The organism is Stenotrophomonas sp. YJH_SMC_10 (genome assembly GCF_059371555.1).
Map to the genome: position 1 here is coordinate 181,109 of NZ_JCAFUS010000002.1, position 16,091 is coordinate 197,199.

Below are 16,091 nucleotides of genomic sequence, written 5' to 3' on the forward strand. Positions count from 1 at the left end.
GCACTACCGTGTCATTGGCCGGTCCATGAGGTTGCCGGCCAGCGGCCGGCACTACCGTGTCATGGGTTGGTCCGTGAGGTTGCCGGCCAGCGGCCGGCACTACCGTGGCGGCGCGGCATCCGGGTCGGCCACCGGCGATGGCGGGCAGGCCGGAATTTCCGACGGCGTGGCCAGCGCTTCGGCGTGTGACGGCTTGCCCAGCATCCTTGCCTTGCGCCAGCCGCCCCAGCGGTAATACGCCAGCGACAGCAGCATCGAGACCAGCGAGCTGACCGGGAAGCTCCACCAGATCGCATCGGCGCCCCAGTACGGCTGCAGCAGCTCGGCGAACGGCACGCGCACGCCCCACAGCGAGCCGGCCAGGATCAGCAGCGGCGGAATCACCGCGCCGGTGGAGCGCACCACGCCGGAGATCACGAAGCTGACGCCGAAGAACAGGAACGAGCCGATCACCACATGGTTGAGGTGACGGGCGATGTCCAGCGCCTGGCTGGCCGGCGGCAGGAACAGGGCCAGCAGCTGGCGATCGAACAGCACCAGCGGCAGGATCAGCGCACCGGTCAACAGGAAATTGAACAGCACGCCCTGGCGTGCAGTGCCGCGCACGCGGTCCCAGCGCTGCGCACCGACGTTCTGTGCGGCCATCGAAGAGCACGCCGCACCGATCGCCATCGCCGGCATCTGCAGGTAGTTCCACAGTTGCAGGGAAGCGCCGTAGCCAGCGGCGGTGTCGGTGCCGTACTGGTTGACCATGGTCATCAGCAGGATCACCGACAGCGAGATCAGCACCATCTGCAGGCCCATCGGCACGCCCTTGACCACCAGCGCCTTGAGGATGGCCATGTCGAGCTTGAACAGGCGCATGTCGGCGCGGCCCAGCCACAGGGTGTGGCGCTTGTGCCGCATGTACAGCAGCAGGCCGGCCAGCGACAGCGTCTGCGCGACCAGCGTGGCCCAGGCCGAGCCGGCGATGCCCAGCGCGGGAAGCGGCCCCATGCCGAAGATCAGCACCGGGTTCAGCACGATGTCCAGCGCCACCGACACCAGCAGGAAACGGAACGGCGTGCGCGAATCACCGGCACCGCGCAGCGCAGCGGTGAGGAAGGCGAACGCGTACAGCGTCGGCATCGCCAGGAAGATGATCTGCAGGTAGGCCTCGGCCAGCGGCAGCGAGGCGGCCGGCGTGCCCATCGCCGCCAGCAGCGGGTGGGCCATGAACCAGCCAGCGATGGCGATGATCACCGACAGGCCGATGAAGAACGTGGCGCTGGTGCCGACCACGCGGCGTGCCTGCGCGATGTCGCGCGCGCCGATCGCCTGGCCGATCAGGATGGTCGAGGCCATGCCGAAGCCGAACACCGAGCCGATCAGGAAGAACATGATGTTGTTGGCGTTCGCGGTGGCGGTCAGTGCCGCCTCGCCGAGGAAGCGCCCGACCCAGACCGCGTTCACCGAACCGTTCAGCGACTGCGCGATGTTGCCCGCCAGGATCGGCAGGGAAAACAACAGGAGATTGCGGCCGATCGGGCCGGAGGTCAGGTCAAGCGGCGCTTTGGCCATGGAGTGGTGATCGAATCCCGGGAGGCGCACACTAGCACCAAGCCGGTTTGCGGGATGTGGCAATGCATCAACGACTGCAGGTGAAGCGGAGGCTGGCGCTGGCCTTGATCGGCGCCGCGCTGGCCGCATGTTCGACAGGTGACCGGCTGGGCGATGCCCAGGTGCGGCCGACCGACCGTCCCGAGTGCCTGGTCGGCAGCCAGCGCCAGGATCTGTCTGCTGGCGTACCCACGTTGATCGGGGGCAGCGGCTGCCGCACCGACCCCGACAACCCGCGTCCCCTGAACAAGCGAACGGAGTAGTCCCTGCCGATGACCGAGCTTTCCCCGTTGTCGCCCAGCGTCCGCCTGGACATCTGGCTGTGGGCGGCCCGTTTCTTCAAGACCCGCAGCCTGGCCAAGCAGGCGATCGAGACCGGCAAGGTCAGCGTCGCCGGGCAGCGCCCGAAATCCTCACGCGCGGTGCGCGTGGGCGAGCAGCTGCAGGTCGACCGCGGTGAGGAGCATTTCGAGATCCAGGTGCTCGGCCTGAGCGACCAGCGCGGTCCCGCACCCGCGGCGCAGCAGCTGTATGCCGAGAGTGAGGCCTCCAAGGCACGCCGTGCCGAACAGCGCGCGCTGCGCATCGCGGCGCGCGATGGTTTCCAGCCGCCGGAGCACAAGCCGGACAAGCGCGCGCGGCGGTTGATACGCGCACTTGGCGATATCGACGCTTTGTAAGCTGCAGGGCGCCAGACCTGGTCCGGCGCCCCCCTTGGCTCAGCGCTTGCCGCCCAGCAGGCTGCCGCCGATCTTCAGCAGATCGCCCACCCCGAACTGGCCGTCACCGTCCTGGTCCAGCACGCTGCCAAGCAGGCCGCCGGCGATGCCGCCCTGCTGCTGCACCTGCTGCTTTTCCTGGCCAAGCGCCTGGCTGAGCGAGCCGGCATCGGCCTGGCCGCCACCGAGGCGCTGGGCAAGGAAGGCCATCACGATCGGGGCGAGGATCTGCAGCAGCTGGCTGGTGCGGCCGCTGTCGAGCTGGGTGGCCTGGGCCAGGCCGGTTTCCACCTTCTGCTGGCTGCCACCGAAGATGTGGCAGAGGATGCCGGCGCCGTCGCTGGCGGCACCACCGCCACCGCCGCCCAGCACCGAACCGAGCACGCTGCCCAGGTCCAGCCCACTGTGGTTGTTCTGCAGGGCGCCGAGCAGCGCCTGCGCGCCCTGCGGCTGCGAGGCGTTGTTGCCCAGCGCGCCCATCAGCACCGGCAGTGCGGCACTGATCGCGCCGGAGGCCTGGATATCGCTGATGCCAAGCTGCTGCGACACCTGCTGCAGCGGGGCGCCCTGCAGTTTGGCGAGAAGTTCATCGGTCAGGCTCATCTGCGGAATCCTTGGTTGGGGTGGGGCGTGCCGAAGGTACGATGCGGACCGTTAAAACGGCGACGCCGCCCCACGGGGAGGCGGCGTGCCGTACGCGGGGTAACCGATCAGAGCTCGATGTCTTCCGCGCCCGGGGTGGCGGCGGGGAACTCCGCTTCCGGCTGCGCCGGCTTGAACGGATCCGACGGCTGGCTGGCCAGTGCCTTCAGGGCCGCAGCGACGCCGGCACCGTAGGCCGGGTCGGCCTTGCTGCAGTTGTCGATGTGGCGCTGCTTGATGAAGTCCGGCGCATCGCCCAGGGCGCGGGCGGTGTTGGCGAACAGGCGGTCCTTCTGTGCCTGGTTGTAGCTGCGGAACAGGGCGCCGGGCTGGCTGAAGTAGTCGGCGTCGTCCTCACGGAAGTTCCAGAAGTCGGCGTCGCCGCGGATCTTCATCGGCGGTTCGCGGTACTGCGGCTGTTCCTGCCACTGGCCGTAGCTGTTCGGTTCGTAATGCGGCAGGCCGCCGTAGTTGCCATCCACGCGCATCGCACCGTCGCGGTGATTGCTGTGCACCGGGCAGCGCGCGGCGTTCACCGGAATCTGGTGGTGGTTGACGCCCAGCCGGTAGCGCTGCGCATCGGAATAGGCGAACAGGCGTGCCTGCAGCATCTTGTCCGGCGACGGGCCGATGCCCGGCACCAGGTTGCTCGGGGCGAACGCCGACTGCTCCACGTCCTGGTACCAGTTGACCGGGTTGCGGTTCAGTTCGAACTGGCCGACTTCGATCAGCGGGTAGTCGCTCTTCGGCCACACCTTGGTCAGGTCGAACGGATGGATGCGGTAGGTTTCCGCCTCCAGTTCCGGCATGACCTGGATGAACAGCTTCCACTTCGGGAAGTCGCCCTTCTCGATCGCGGCGAACAGGTCGCGGCCGTGGCTTTCGCGATCATGGCCGACCAGGATCTGCGCCTGCGCGTCGGTCAGCGATTCGATGCCCTGCTGGCTGACGAAGTGGAACTTCACCCAGAAGCGTTCGCTGTCGGCGTTGGTGAAGCTGTAGGTGTGCGAGCCGAAACCATGCATGTGGCGGAAGCTGCGCGGAATGCCGCGGTCGCTCATCACCACGGTCACCTGCAGCAGGGCCTCGGGCAGCAGCGTCCAGAAATCCCAGTTGTTGCGCGCGCTGCGCAGGTTGGTGTGCGGGTCGCGCTTGACCGCCTTGTTGAGGTCGGCAAACTTGCGCGGGTCGCGCAGGAAGAACACCGGCGTGTTGTTGCCGACCAGGTCCCAGTTGCCTTCCTCGGTGTAGAACTTCAGTGCGAAGCCACGGATGTCACGCTCGGCGTCGGCGGCGCCACGCTCGCCGGCCACCGTGGTGAAGCGGGCGAACATCTCGGTCTGCTTGCCGACCTTCTCGAACAGCTTGGCGCGCGTGTACCGGGTGATGTCGTGGGTGACGGTGAAGGTGCCGAACGCGCCCGAGCCCTTGGCGTGCATGCGGCGCTCGGGAATGATCTCGCGGTTGAGGTTGGCCAGCTTTTCCAGCAGCCAGACATCTTCCATCAGCAGCGGCCCGCGCGGGCCGGCGGTCCTGCTGTTCTGGTTGTCCACCACCGGCGCGCCGAAGGCCGTGGTCATCGGCGTGACCGGATCGTCGCCCTGCTTCTGTTTCGGCGTGGTGCTGAGCTCACGCTGCTGCTGGGCGGCGTCTGCAGGCGACGGCGCGGTGTGATACGGGCACTTGGGACTGTTGTTATCGGACTGGCTCATGGCTGGCTCCTGCGGGTGAAGACGTAGGGGAAACATCTTCACTCGACTTTAGCTAGCGCCAGATGAAATGAATAATCGAATGATCCGTTCAGTCTGATAGTTTCTGTCAATTGAAACGAAGAATCGGATTTGCAGAGCCTTTCGGACGGCCGCCCGCGCCGTGGCGGGAGGCCGAGGCCATGCGCGGCAGGGCTAGAGCAGTGCCTTCAGCCGGTACAGCGCTTCCAGTGCCTGCTTCGGGGTCAGCTCGTCCGGGTCGATGGCGGCCAGCGCTTCCTGGGCCTTGTTCGACGGCGCGGCGAACAGGCCGAACTGCTGCGGCGCATCCAGTGCCTGTGGCGCCACTTCGGCGGCATGGCTTTCACCACCGCGCTGCTCCAGCTCGGCCAGGCGACGCCGTGCCTGTGCCACGGTGGCACGCGGCAGGCCGGCCAGTGCCGCCACCTGCAGGCCGAAGCTGCGGTTGGCCGGGCCATCTTTCACCGCGTGCATGAACACCAGCGCCTCGCCGTGCTCGACGGCATCCAGGTGCACGTTGGCGATGCCGCTGCGGCCGCCTTCGTGCTGCTCGTCGGCCAGCGCGGTCAGTTCGAAGTAGTGGGTGGCGAACAGCGTGTAGCAGCGGTTCTGGTAGGCGAGGTGGCGAGCCACCGCGTCGGCCAGCGCCAGGCCATCGTAGGTGGAGGTGCCGCGGCCGATCTCGTCCATCAGCACCAGCGAATGGGCGGTGGCGTGGTGCAGGATGTAGCTGGTCTCGGCCATCTCGACCATGAAGGTCGACTGCCCGCGGGCCAGGTCATCACCCGCGCCGATGCGGGTCAGGATGCGGTCGATCGGACCGATCACCGCACGGCTGGCCGGCACGAAGCTGCCGATGTGGGCCAGCAGCACGATCAGCGCGTTCTGCCGCATGTAGGTCGATTTACCGCCCATGTTCGGGCCGGTGATGACCAGCATGCGACGGTCGGGATGCAGGTCCAGGTCGTTCGGTTCGAACGGCTGCTCACGCACCGCTTCGACCACCGGATGGCGGCCACGCTCGATCTTCAGGCACGGTGCCGTTTCCAGTTCCGGCCGCGACCAGTCCAGTGCTTGCGCGCGCTCGGCGAAGGCGGCCAGCACGTCCAGTTCGCTCAGCGCAGCGGCGCACTGCTTCAACGGTTCCAGCTGTTCGCCGAGGGTATCCAGCAGCTGCTCGTACAGGTACTTCTCGCGCGACAGCGAACGGTCGCGCGCCGACAGCACCTTGTCTTCGAATGCCTTCAGTTCTTCGGTGATGTAGCGCTCGGCATTGGTCAGCGTCTGCCGGCGGGTGTAGTGCACCGGCGCACGATCGGACTGGCCCTTGCTGATTTCGATGTAGTAGCCGTGCACGCGGTTGTAGCCCACCTTCAGGGTGGGAATGCCGCTGCTCTCGCGCTCGCGCAGTTCCAGATCGACCAGGAACTGGTCGGCATGGGTGGACAGGCGGCGCAGCTCGTCCAGCTCTTCATCGAAGCCGTCGGCCAGCACGCCGCCGTCGCTCAGTTTCAGCGGTGGCATCTCGGCGATGGCACTGGCCAGCAGCTGTGCGCATCCGTCATGTTCACCCAGCGCGGCATGCAGGGCCTGCAGGCGCGGTGAATCCAGCGGCGCCAGCACTTCGCGCACCGCCGGCAACAGGCCCAGGCCGTCGCGCAGGGTGGAGAAATCGCGCGGGCGCGCCGAACGCAGTGCGACGCGGGTGAGGATGCGTTCCAGGTCGCCGAGGCGACGGAACTGTTCGCGGATGTCGGCGTCGCTGCCGCGATCGATCAGGGTCTCCACCGCATGGTGGCGCTGCACCAGCACCTCGCGCAGGCGCAGCGGGCGGTGCAGCCACCGGCGCAGCAGGCGCCCGCCCATCGGTGTCACCGTGCTGTCGAGCACGCCCAGCAGGGTATTGCGGGTATCGCCGTCGACGCGCGTATCCAGTTCCAGGTGGCGGCGGGTCGCGGCGTTCATCGCAATCGCCTCGCCGGCGGTTTCCATCGCGATCGAGGTCAGGTGCGGCAGGCGCTGCTTCTGGGTTTCCTCGACATAGCCGAGCAGGGCGCCTGCGGCGGCGGTCGCGCGCGGCTTGTCGTCGATGCCGAAGCCGCTCAGGTCATGCAGCTTGAAGAAGGCCAGCAGCTGGCGGCGGCCGCTGTCGGCGTCGAACAGCCAGGGCGCACGGCGACGCACGCCGGTGCGCTGGCGCAGGAACTCCGGCCAGTTCTCCTCGTCCGGCACCAGCAGCTCGGCCGGCTCCAGTCGGGCCAGTTCGGCTTCCAGGGCGTCGTCGGTCTCCACCTCGTTGACCAGGAAGCGGCCACCAGCGAGGTCGGCCCAGGCCAGGCCGTAGCCCTGCTTGGTGCGTGACAGCGCCATCAGCAGGGTGTCACGGCGCTCGTCCAGCAGCGCCTCGTCGGTCACGGTGCCGGGGGTGACGATGCGCACCACCTTGCGTTCGACCAGGCCCTTGGCCAGCGCCGGATCGCCGATCTGCTCGCAGATCGCCACCGACTCGCCCAGCGCCACCAGCCGTGCCAGGTAGCCTTCGTAGGCATGCACCGGCACGCCGGCCATCGGGATCGGCGCGCCGCCGGAGCTGCCACGCTGGGTCAGGGTGATATCGAGCAGCCGCGCGGCCTTGCGCGCGTCGTCGTAGAACAGCTCGTAGAAGTCGCCCATGCGGAAGAACAGCAGCAGGTCCGGATACTCGGACTTGGCTGCGAAGAACTGCTTCATGAGGGGCGTGTGCTCTGCACTGGCCTTCGATGTAGACGGTTTCGCTTTTGAATCAGTAGTTTGCAAGAGAACTTCCTACGGTTTGTAGCGGTCGATCCCGGCAGCTGACGGCAAGTAACGGGGTTCTTCGTTGCGCCGCAGTTGCGGTGATCACTCAAAGAGGATCAAATCGATGTTGCGACGGACAGACGGCGGATCGACCATGGATACGGTTGTTGCGACGCAGGCAGAGGCCCCGCGTCGCCGAGGCACCAAGTTTAAGCTGACCTACCGCCAAATCTGCGAACTGAGCGTGGCCAAAGGCCCGGTCGAAGGCAAGCAGGGAAGGGTGGTCATCGCCCCTCGACTGCCCGGAGACGCCGGAAAGCCTTACCGCGTCCTGGACGGCAATCAGGGCGCGCCAACGGGCTTTGGCTTCTACGTGGGCACGACCCGCACCACTTACGAAGTCGTGGTCCGAGGCCCGGCCGGGGTTCGTCGGTTCTCCTTGGGCAGCGTCACCGACATTGGCCCCGAGCAAGCCTACGAGCTCGCTCGGCGGAAGTTGGCCGTGGTCCGAGAAACGGGCGAGCATCCTTCGAAGGAAGAGGCCCGAGCCGAGCAGCTGGTGGAGCTAAAGGGGCTCACGCTGGCGGACTGCTTTGCGGCCTACGTTGAGGACCTGCAGAAGCGCGTCCGCAACAAGAAAGCCAAGCCCGCCAGCATCCGGGCCATCCAGGACAGCTTGGCGCGGTTTGCCCGACCGGAAGTTGGGCTGGCGGACAAGCCCATTCTTCAGCTTTTGGACAAGGACATCCACCGTGCGTTCGACGGCCTGCGGCGGTCGTCTATGGTGCGCTCCAACCGGATCCCCACCCCCATGCGCCAAGCGCTGGCTGGTCAGCCGGATTGGGCCGAGCTTTCCACGCAACAGCTCGAAGCGTTGGGCGTGACCGGGAAGTACATCCAACGAGTCAAAGCGGCTGGTCTGGCGTCGACCGAACACGCGTTCACGGACGCGAAGAGGGCGGTCGACCTGGTGCTGAAGCGGGAACGAAAAGCGGCGGCTCAGCAGCAGCGGGAGCCGGTGCTGCGTTACAACCCGTTCCAAGTCATCCACGACGACGACATGTTGCGGGACTCGCAAACGCTGCGCCGCCACTACGAGCGTGCCGAGGTGCGCAACCCGTTGGGGGACGAGACGCTTCCCACGGTCCTCAAGGTGATCTTGGCCAGGCGGGACGAGCAAGGCGGCTTGAACGCCACCGGCGCGGACTACTTGCTGCTGACCCTGCTCTGGGGCACCCGCCGCGGCGAGGCCGCTCCCCTGCGCTGGTTTGACCGGTGCTCCCCGGGCGAGCTGCGCCAGTCGGAAGTGTCCTGGGTCTGGTTGGCCGGGCCGGATGAGGTCAACCCTTACACGAGGCGGGCAGGGTCTCAGGTCTACCTGTTTGACACCAAGAATGGCGAGGAGCGCTACCTACCGGTGGCCTACTTTGCTGAAAAGATTTTGCAGCGGCGTTTCGACGAGCGCGCGGACGAAACCAGGCTCAAGCAAGACTTGGCGGACGCGGAAGAAGTGTTGGCCGCCGCCCGAGCCAGGCGTGCTCGCCGGGATCTTCTGGACCAGCTGGAGAGAGAGGCGGAGAGGGCACGCCGCGCGCTGGACAAAACCATGTTCGTTTTCCCCGCCCGATCGGACCGAAGCACCACGGGGCACTACTCGGACAGCAAGAGCATCGTGGCAAACGTGCGCCGGGACGCGGGGTTGCTCGATCTGCGGGCGGAGGTCGACATTGGTCTGACCCTCCACGACCTGCGCCGGACGCTCGGCCGTTACGCCGCCCTCCTGTTCGGCGAAAGCCGAATCGTGTCCCAACTGCTCCACCACAGAACGTTGGGGCGAGGCGAGGATCGAATGGCCGCTGTATCGGAACGCTACACCGAGCAGGAGTGGTCCAAGCTCCGCGAGGCCATGGGCCGGGTTGAAGAGCACATGGTGGCCACGAGTCCCCGTGTTTGGAACCGCTTGAAAGGCACGGACAAGCCCCGCCTGGACGAGTCCGGCGATGCCCCAGTCTCGATTTTCTCAGCAAGAAACCGGCGCGACGCCCAGTAAGGAGCGACTCAATGGAATGCCAGCGTAAAGAAGAGGACTACCTCGAGCAGCGCTCTGCGGCACTGGATGCAGAGCTGAACAAAGCTGCCGCAGGCTTGCCGCCTCCTACGATCAGCACCAAGGCAGCGGCGCGTTACCTGGGGGTGCACTTCGACACGCTTGGCGAGTGGCGCCGTCGAATGCCTCCTGCAGGGCCGCCCTTTGTGAAAGGCGCCGGCCGCGCTGGAGGAGGGGCGAACGAGCACGTCCGTTACCCTTACACCGAACTCGTTGCTTGGCAGGCCTCACGTGTGGCGCGCAGTGTCAAAGAGCGCCGCCTTATCGACGAACTGGACGCAGCCCAGCAACGGGTCCGCGAGCTCGAAATTGAGTTGGCGCTGCGGCAGGCCCGGGACGATGCAAGCAGGCTGCAGAAGAAGTTGGGACGCATCGCTACGCTGGCCACGCTCGATGACATTGCCGTGGTTCCACATGAGTGGGCGTTGGTGGACGGCCAGGTGGCGGGGCATGTCTTGGTGGTGGACGACCAAGTGCTCAGCGGTGCGCTAGAACGTGGCGACGTGTGGGATGCCACAGTCGAGATGGCCCTGCAGGCGCCTTGGGTCGACAGGGAGACGCGTGAGCCCTACCACACCGCTTACGCAAAGGTGTTGCAGGTGGCGATGCATCAACTCTGCGAAGCGCAAGCCGCCCAGCGAGCCAATGATCTGGAGGTGCGTTGGACGACAGCGACGGTGCCTCAACGCTACAAACGCCCCTTCGCCGTAGATGGAAGTTGATCCCTTTCGTGCGGCAGGCATCGGCTATCTCACCCGACCCGCCTGTGGACGTTGCAAGCCGCGGGGCTAGGTCAGGACTTCGGAGGCCTTTGATTGCAGGATGCGCTCAATCCACGGCTGTCACTTGAATAAGTTCTTATCAAGGAGGAGTGATTTATGTATTCATCAACTGCACAGGCCATGGGGTACTCGGACCTCTATCGCTTGGATAGGGCGTTCAGTGAGCGGTTCGATGAAATGTGCGCCGCTGTGGATGCACTGCCTCCAGAATTGAGGGAGCGAGGCAAGGCGCTTGGTTATCCCCAGTTGCACAATGCATGCATCTTGGGTGAGCTGGATTTGGTGAAGGCACTCTTGGCCACAGGCCTTGATCCGGATGCTTACACCTACACAGATGGCGACGATGATCAGCCGCCGATGATTTGGGTCGCTCGTGCCGTTGGTCTCGATCATGCGATAAAGATTCTGATCGCTGAAGCATTGATCGTGTCAGGCGCGTCGGTTGAAGAGGGGGAGCCATATCAGGAAGCAGAAGACGCTGGTGATCACCAGTTCGCTGCCTATTTGGCTTCAAAGGCGGCGTTGTAGGTCTTTCGTCAGGAACACTCGCAGGTGCGCTGGTGCGGCCATCTAGCGGCGGGGCGGGCCAGCAGCGCGCACGGGAGTCGATCAGTTGGGCACCTGATAAGCCCAGTTCACTATTGCAGTTGACCACGGTTACAGGGGATCAAGAAATGCTGGTATGGCTAAGGAAGTGGTGGGGTCAAATCAAAGCTCGTTCCGCAGAATCGAAGACCAGAGCCGAGGAGCCGATTCATGCAGACCTGGACACCGGTTCGGACGCGGAGCAAGCGGGAGAACCTCCCAGTGATCAGTTCCTGGATGATCAGCCGATCACCGGTCGATTGTCTGACCGGTTTAATCGGGCGCCGTTCGCGTCCCGGTTGGCTCATACACTAGCCCTGCGCGCCGATCCGTCCAGCATCGTCGTTGGCCTGTACGGCCCTTGGGGAGATGGGAAAACATCTGTCCTTGAAATGATGGGAGAGGCACTGAAGGAGTATCCGCGGGTCATTCTTGTGCGCTTCAATCCGTGGCATTTCCAAAGCCAAGACGCCCTGTTGCGAGGGTTCTTCGCGACGCTTGCTGAGGCGATGGACGAATCCTTGCCCAATAAAAAAGAGAAGGTGGGCGAGCTTCTGAAGCAGTACGGAGGGCTTTTGTCTCTCGCGAACGTGACCTTCGCCGGTGCGGTTCAGATTTCCCCTGGGGAGGCCGCAAAGAGTGTGGGCGAGTCGTTGTCCTCTGTGAGTTTGGAAGAATTGCGCTCGCGAATAGATCGAATGCTGGGCCAATCCAAGCGCCGGTTGGTGGTTCTCGTTGACGACATCGACAGGCTGGATCGCGAGGAAACCCACGCCATCTTCAAGCTGGTCAAGCTGTCGGCCAGCTTCAAGCACACTTCGTACGTTCTGGCCTTCGACGATGACGTGGTTGCGGCAGCGTTGGGTGAGCGCTATGGAGAGGGCGGAGCCAAGGGAGGCCGGGCGTTTCTTGAGAAGATCGTCCAAGTGCCGCTCAACCTTCCCCCGGCAGATACCAACAGCTTGCGATTGATCGCCTTGGAGGGGGTTCAGAGGGCGGTTGATCAAACAGGGATCGTGCTCACTCAGAGTCAGGTGGACGCGTTCATCCGGCACTTTGATGACGTTATTGCGCCGGCACTCGGCACGCCGCGAAAAGCGAAGCTTCTATCAAACGCTCTCCTGTTTGCCCTGCCGATTCTGAAAGGCGAGGTGAACACCGTCGATCTGATGCTCATCGAGGGGGTTCGGGTGATTTATCCAGGCCTGTACGCTGCAATCCGATCCAATCGCGACCTTTTTCTTAAGGGCGGGCGGGCAGGCGGGCGCGACGATAATCAGAAGAAAGAAGAGGATATCTCCGCTTTGCTGGAGAAATCGCTTCCTCACATCTCGGTCGAAGAGCGCGGCTGGATCCGACGACGGCTGCTTGAGCCGCTGTTCCCCAGGCTGGGAAATTCGCTGTATGGCGGGGAGTGGGATTCGATTTGGGCTGCGGAGCAAAAGATCTGCGCGGGGGAGTACTTCCAGCGGTACTTTGCCTACGGAGTGCCATTGGGCGACGTGCCTGATCGCCTGATTGCAGAGTTCATAGGAAGCGCGCCGGCGTTGTCTGCCCCCGACGCAAGGGAAGCGCTGGAACGGTTTGCAGAGAGGCAGGGTATGCCACGCTTGGTTACAAGACTTCGCCAGAGAAAAGACACTATTAACGCTACGGAAGCTAGGGCGATAGCACTCGCCTTTGCAAGGAACGGGGATCTCTTGCCGCGGGAGCGGGGCATGCTAATGCCACTGGATACGCGCGGTTCGGCAGCCATTCTCATCGCGGACCTGCTTAGAAGGCTGCCCACGGGGAGCGAAAGGCAAGGAGTGGCGGAGCAGGTCATTCGGGAGGCATCGTCGGTTGGGTTTGTCTCCGAATGCTTGCGTTGGATTCATCACTACGACGACAAGCCCGCAGACCGCCGTGTGCTTTCAGACGAGGGTGATAAGGCTCTCGCAAAATTGGCCGTAGAACGAATCGAGGCTGAAAGCGCCGAAGCGCCATTCTTCCTCACCGAACCCAAGGACGTCCCCACGCTCTATTGGCTATGGTGCCAAGAGACATCGAATGCACATGTGCAACAGGCGCTACGTGCCCAGTTGGACACGTCGACGGACCGAGTGGACGCATTTTTGGCGTGTTTCGTGGGAGAGTCTTGGGGAGTTGAGAGTGGCATCCCCAGGCCTGGGGATTTTGAACGACGCCACTACGACTCAGTTTCCAAGCTTGTTGGCGCGGACTACATTGCTGCCAAGCTCAAGGAGCGGTATGGGGCTGAATTGGACAGTCCTGAGGAATACCCCGCTGAGGCAATGGATCAACCCCGCCGAGTCGCGCATCAGTTCATGAACGTACATATCTTCGTTACTCAGGAAAATGGCTCGTCGAGCGGCAGCGACGCAACTCATACAAGCGAAGAAACCATGGAGTAGTTTGTTTGAGTCATGGTCGGGGCACATGGCCACGGACGGCAGATCCGCAGTATTCGATCCAGGTTAGAAGATTGATTTGCCCATCGTGCTGAGGTTGCTCGCGGATTCCATCGCGCTCATTCGGGTGCGATGGCGCACAGGCGACGAACATACGTGGGATAGGCGCCCGACGCGGCGCCGACGATGACCACGTTGTCGTTGATGCGACGCGCTCTATCGCCAGGCTTTGTGGCGCACGCCGGGTCATCGTAGAGGTCTAGGAACACTGCTGACTTCCTCGCCACGGTTTCCATCCACGACGGCACAATAGTGGCGCTGCTCGTACTGGAGATGATGATTGCGATCGAAAAACCTGCAAGTACTCGTGCCAGAAGAAGCCAAAAGTCTTTGTCTTCCAGTGGTCCCCAAGTCAGAAGCACTTTTGCTCCCGCCCAGAGCATTAGAGCTACGGTGGAAAGTGTGCTGACGACAACCGCCACCACTGACACGACCCGTAGCACAGAAAGCGGCAGCAGCAACGCAACTGTCGTTGGGAAGTGCGAGGGGTCTTGACCCGTCGCCTCGTTCACCGCCATTCTGCTGATCCCCGTTGCTGCCGCCAGTACCATCACGCTCGCGCCGGTCATCAACAGCTTCACAAGTGGAAGCTGGAGCTTGGGTGTGACCCATAGGTATGCCTCGCGCAGAAAACCAAAAGCCAGAAGCCCACTTGAAGCGTAGGTCAGACACTCGGTCAGCAGTCCTCGTGGGGAGGCGTGAAAGCAGGCGATGGCCATCAGCAGAAGCGCTGAACCTCCGAAGTAAACCTTGATTGCCAACGACTGGCCTTCCCACCAAGCAGAAAAGCGTTGGTACCAGTTTGGGTTTTCCACAGCACCGGCCATCCATACCCCACCGTCTCTCATGAGAGAGGATCATCTCGTGCTTTTGTCGCAAAGGATGAGACTACCGATGCGTCAAGGCAGTGGGCAGGTCTATTCAGAGTCCGCCACTAGGCGAGCAATGGCTTCTTTTCGCTTGCCCGGCGGGAGCGCGGTCAGACCTTCAAGGGCTTGAGAAAGCTTGGCCTGTTGAGCCTCGCTTTGAACACCCAGCGCCAAAATGGCGTCTGCCATCGCCGGCGTCGTCGCCAGCAAGTAAGCCGGCGGCACGTCCAGTGCCTGCGCCAGCTCAAACAGTGCTTCCAGGCTCACCGTCATCGATTCGCTTTCATAGCGACTGATGCGAGCCGATGCAGTGTCTTTGTCCAGACCCATCCTGACCCCCACTTCGCGCTGGCTAAAGCCTCGAAGGATCCTGGCTTGGCGCAGTCGCGCCGCCACGATTCCTCGCGGAGTTGTTGGCGTAGTCACAGGCTGAACGGATGCAGTGCAGGCATGCACCGATGATGACCCAAGCCCTACGTCACGGGTAGACTCTACGTGTCACGTAAGTTTGTGGCAAGTCCATCCAAAGGAACGAGGGGCTGTATGAAGAACGGGGCAGTTCTGGCCGGCGCGCTCGCGCTGGCCGTATCGACGGGCGCCAGCGCCCAATCCACGACCGCATCGGGCTTGCTTCGGCAGCTCGGTGGGGCCATTTCTGGGAAGTCCGACTCGCAGGCCAAGGTGTCCCACCCCCTGTACGCCGAACCTGCAGGGATGTACTGGGACCTGGACGGGGACACCCTTGATGGTGTTCAACACCTGCGCGAAGGGCTGTCCTCCACCGGCGCGCAAGGGATCGACATGTGCGACATGGGCCTGCTGGCAATGGCCCATTCCGCCTACCAGTTGAGGCCTGACAAACGGCAGTGGTGCTTGCGGCAGGCGTGGGTGGCCGCAAAGAGGACGACGGGCAGCAAAGAGGCGGAGCCGTCAGCGGCGGTGATCGAGCAGCGCTTCGGGCCGGCCCTCGACGCGCGGCTCGAGCGGTTCAAAAGCGTTCGGCGGTATGCCGTTCGCCCGAACTTCAAAGCGCTCGGTGGGGTCAGCTACAACGCAGATCGGGGCGTCATGGAAGTGTTCGTGCCGATGCCGCAGATCTCGGTTGCTGGCTTGAGTGTCACGGGCAAGAACTTCGTCCCCTGGATCCGCAAGACGCCCACCGGCGTGTCCAGCCCTCCGAACGCCGGGCGCTACCGGTTGCTGATCCGGATGGACCCCGCTGAAGCGGCCAACCTCGCGCGGCAGGGCCGCTCGTTCCAAGACGACCGCGTGGTCTTCTCGGTCAATCGGGTCTGGATCGACGGCACGGAGCCCAAGATGGACGTGACCGTTGAGAAGGTGAGCTTGGGCTATCGGAACGAAACGATCGAAGTAGACGTTGCAAACGACTAGGGAGAAGGCGCATGAAGCGTGGAATGGTGGTCGCCACGGTAGCAGCTGTTGCCTTGATCGCGTGCGGTAAGGCGGAGCACGGACCGTCGCTAGAGCAGGTTGCAAAGGGCTACGAGCAGTATTTGAACGCGAACCTGGTGGCCGAACTTGGGCAGCGCGTGGAAGTGCGTGGCTGGAAGGACTTGAACGCCGACTGCAATCCGAGCGGGCCCGAGCGAACGACGTGCGTCACGGGCGGCACCCTCGATGTGATTGGTTTCCAGGGAGGGCGTCAGCTGAAGGAGGCTCCGGCACCTGTGCCGGCCCGGGCAGACCTGGTGTTTGAGAAGCGGGCGGGGCAGTGGGTGCTCATCGACGCACAGAAGAAGCCTTAGCCGGCCCCTGCAACGCGCCCAAGGTCTCGCTCATTTGGAGGTT

14 protein-coding genes are annotated in these 16,091 nt (G+C 63.9%); 8 read left to right on the plus strand and 6 right to left on the minus strand.

Going from position 1 to position 16,091, the window contains the following annotated elements; genetic code table 11:
* Positions 1-99: 99 nt before the first annotated feature.
* Positions 100-1,560 carry an MATE family efflux transporter gene (locus AC5P9C_RS04165; protein WP_049464911.1) on the minus strand — a complete coding sequence of 487 codons (1,461 nt, stop codon included), beginning with the start codon at positions 1,558-1,560 and terminating at the stop codon, positions 100-102.
* A gap of 62 nt (positions 1,561-1,622) precedes the next feature.
* Between AC5P9C_RS04165 and AC5P9C_RS04170 the strand changes: the two genes are divergently transcribed.
* Positions 1,623-1,862, plus strand: a complete 240-nt coding sequence (locus tag AC5P9C_RS04170) for a hypothetical protein (protein WP_053462487.1) — start codon at positions 1,623-1,625, stop codon at positions 1,860-1,862.
* Positions 1,863-1,871: 9 nt separating this feature from the next.
* Complete coding sequence (locus AC5P9C_RS04175) at positions 1,872-2,279, plus strand: RNA-binding S4 domain-containing protein (protein WP_053462488.1); 408 nt, start codon at positions 1,872-1,874, stop codon at positions 2,277-2,279.
* Positions 2,280-2,318: 39 nt separating this feature from the next.
* Here AC5P9C_RS04175 and AC5P9C_RS04180 read toward each other — a convergent pair whose 3' ends face one another.
* From AC5P9C_RS04180 to mutS, 3 genes are all read right to left on the minus strand, one after another.
* Complete coding sequence (locus tag AC5P9C_RS04180) at positions 2,319-2,921, minus strand: DUF937 domain-containing protein (protein ID WP_343543446.1); 603 nt, start codon at positions 2,919-2,921, stop codon at positions 2,319-2,321.
* Positions 2,922-3,028: 107 nt separating this feature from the next.
* Complete coding sequence (locus tag AC5P9C_RS04185; protein ID WP_049464902.1) at positions 3,029-4,672, minus strand: catalase; 1,644 nt, start codon at positions 4,670-4,672, stop codon at positions 3,029-3,031.
* Between the two features lie 192 nt (positions 4,673-4,864).
* Positions 4,865-7,486 (minus strand): DNA mismatch repair protein MutS, encoded by a 2,622-nt coding sequence (mutS, locus tag AC5P9C_RS04190; protein ID WP_495205072.1) that lies wholly within the window; start codon positions 7,484-7,486, stop codon positions 4,865-4,867.
* A 136-nt stretch (positions 7,487-7,622) separates the two neighbouring features.
* Here mutS and AC5P9C_RS04195 point away from each other — a divergent pair, with 136 nt between their 5' ends.
* The 4 genes from AC5P9C_RS04195 to AC5P9C_RS04210 all read left to right on the plus strand — a co-directional run bounded on the left by AC5P9C_RS04195 (position 7,623) and on the right by AC5P9C_RS04210 (position 13,356).
* The gene (locus tag AC5P9C_RS04195; protein ID WP_495205073.1) at positions 7,623-9,518 is read left to right on the plus strand and encodes a site-specific integrase; all 1,896 of its coding nucleotides are present in this window, start codon (positions 7,623-7,625) and stop codon (positions 9,516-9,518) included.
* An 11-nt stretch (positions 9,519-9,529) separates the two neighbouring features.
* Positions 9,530-10,297: a nucleotide-binding protein gene (locus AC5P9C_RS04200; RefSeq protein WP_495205074.1), complete on the plus strand. Its 768-nt coding sequence runs from the start codon at positions 9,530-9,532 to the stop codon at positions 10,295-10,297.
* Positions 10,298-10,453: 156 nt separating this feature from the next.
* On the plus strand, positions 10,454-10,885 hold the full coding sequence (locus tag AC5P9C_RS04205; RefSeq protein WP_495205075.1) for a hypothetical protein: 432 nt from the start codon (positions 10,454-10,456) through the stop codon (positions 10,883-10,885).
* A gap of 119 nt (positions 10,886-11,004) precedes the next feature.
* Positions 11,005-13,356 (plus strand): KAP family P-loop NTPase fold protein, encoded by a 2,352-nt coding sequence (locus tag AC5P9C_RS04210; protein WP_495205076.1) that lies wholly within the window; start codon positions 11,005-11,007, stop codon positions 13,354-13,356.
* Between the two features lie 116 nt (positions 13,357-13,472).
* Here the strand turns inward: AC5P9C_RS04210 and AC5P9C_RS04215 are convergent, their stop codons facing one another.
* Both AC5P9C_RS04215 and AC5P9C_RS04220 read right to left on the minus strand, forming a co-directional pair.
* Positions 13,473-14,240, minus strand: coding sequence for a hypothetical protein (locus tag AC5P9C_RS04215; protein WP_495205077.1), 768 nt, complete (start codon positions 14,238-14,240; stop codon positions 13,473-13,475).
* Between the two features lie 90 nt (positions 14,241-14,330).
* The gene (locus tag AC5P9C_RS04220; protein WP_483675347.1) at positions 14,331-14,678 is read right to left on the minus strand and encodes a helix-turn-helix domain-containing protein; all 348 of its coding nucleotides are present in this window, start codon (positions 14,676-14,678) and stop codon (positions 14,331-14,333) included.
* A 147-nt stretch (positions 14,679-14,825) separates the two neighbouring features.
* On the opposite strand from AC5P9C_RS04220, the gene AC5P9C_RS04225 reads away from it, so the two are divergent.
* The gene (locus AC5P9C_RS04225; RefSeq protein WP_495205078.1) at positions 14,826-15,674 is read left to right on the plus strand and encodes a hypothetical protein; all 849 of its coding nucleotides are present in this window, start codon (positions 14,826-14,828) and stop codon (positions 15,672-15,674) included.
* 11 nt (positions 15,675-15,685) lie between these two features.
* Complete coding sequence (locus tag AC5P9C_RS04230; protein ID WP_495205079.1) at positions 15,686-16,048, plus strand: hypothetical protein; 363 nt, start codon at positions 15,686-15,688, stop codon at positions 16,046-16,048.
* The last annotated feature ends 43 nt before the right edge of the window (positions 16,049-16,091 follow it).

Excerpts from the sequence above, each read along its gene's own strand:
- AC5P9C_RS04165 (WP_049464911.1), bottom strand. The coding sequence starts at position 1,560 with ATGGCCAAAGCGCCGCTTGACCTGACCTCCGGCCCGATCGGCCGCAAT.
- AC5P9C_RS04170 (WP_053462487.1), top strand. The coding sequence starts at position 1,623 with ATGCATCAACGACTGCAGGTGAAGCGGAGGCTGGCGCTGGCCTTGATC.
- AC5P9C_RS04175 (WP_053462488.1), top strand. The coding sequence starts at position 1,872 with ATGACCGAGCTTTCCCCGTTGTCGCCCAGCGTCCGCCTGGACATCTGG.
- AC5P9C_RS04180 (WP_343543446.1), bottom strand. The coding sequence starts at position 2,921 with ATGAGCCTGACCGATGAACTTCTCGCCAAACTGCAGGGCGCCCCGCTG.
- AC5P9C_RS04185 (WP_049464902.1), bottom strand. The coding sequence starts at position 4,672 with ATGAGCCAGTCCGATAACAACAGTCCCAAGTGCCCGTATCACACCGCG.
- AC5P9C_RS04195 (WP_495205073.1), top strand. The coding sequence starts at position 7,623 with ATGGATACGGTTGTTGCGACGCAGGCAGAGGCCCCGCGTCGCCGAGGC.
- AC5P9C_RS04200 (WP_495205074.1), top strand. The coding sequence starts at position 9,530 with ATGGAATGCCAGCGTAAAGAAGAGGACTACCTCGAGCAGCGCTCTGCG.
- AC5P9C_RS04205 (WP_495205075.1), top strand. The coding sequence starts at position 10,454 with ATGTATTCATCAACTGCACAGGCCATGGGGTACTCGGACCTCTATCGC.
- AC5P9C_RS04215 (WP_495205077.1), bottom strand. The coding sequence starts at position 14,240 with ATGGCCGGTGCTGTGGAAAACCCAAACTGGTACCAACGCTTTTCTGCT.
- AC5P9C_RS04225 (WP_495205078.1), top strand. The coding sequence starts at position 14,826 with ATGAAGAACGGGGCAGTTCTGGCCGGCGCGCTCGCGCTGGCCGTATCG.
- AC5P9C_RS04230 (WP_495205079.1), top strand. The coding sequence starts at position 15,686 with ATGAAGCGTGGAATGGTGGTCGCCACGGTAGCAGCTGTTGCCTTGATC.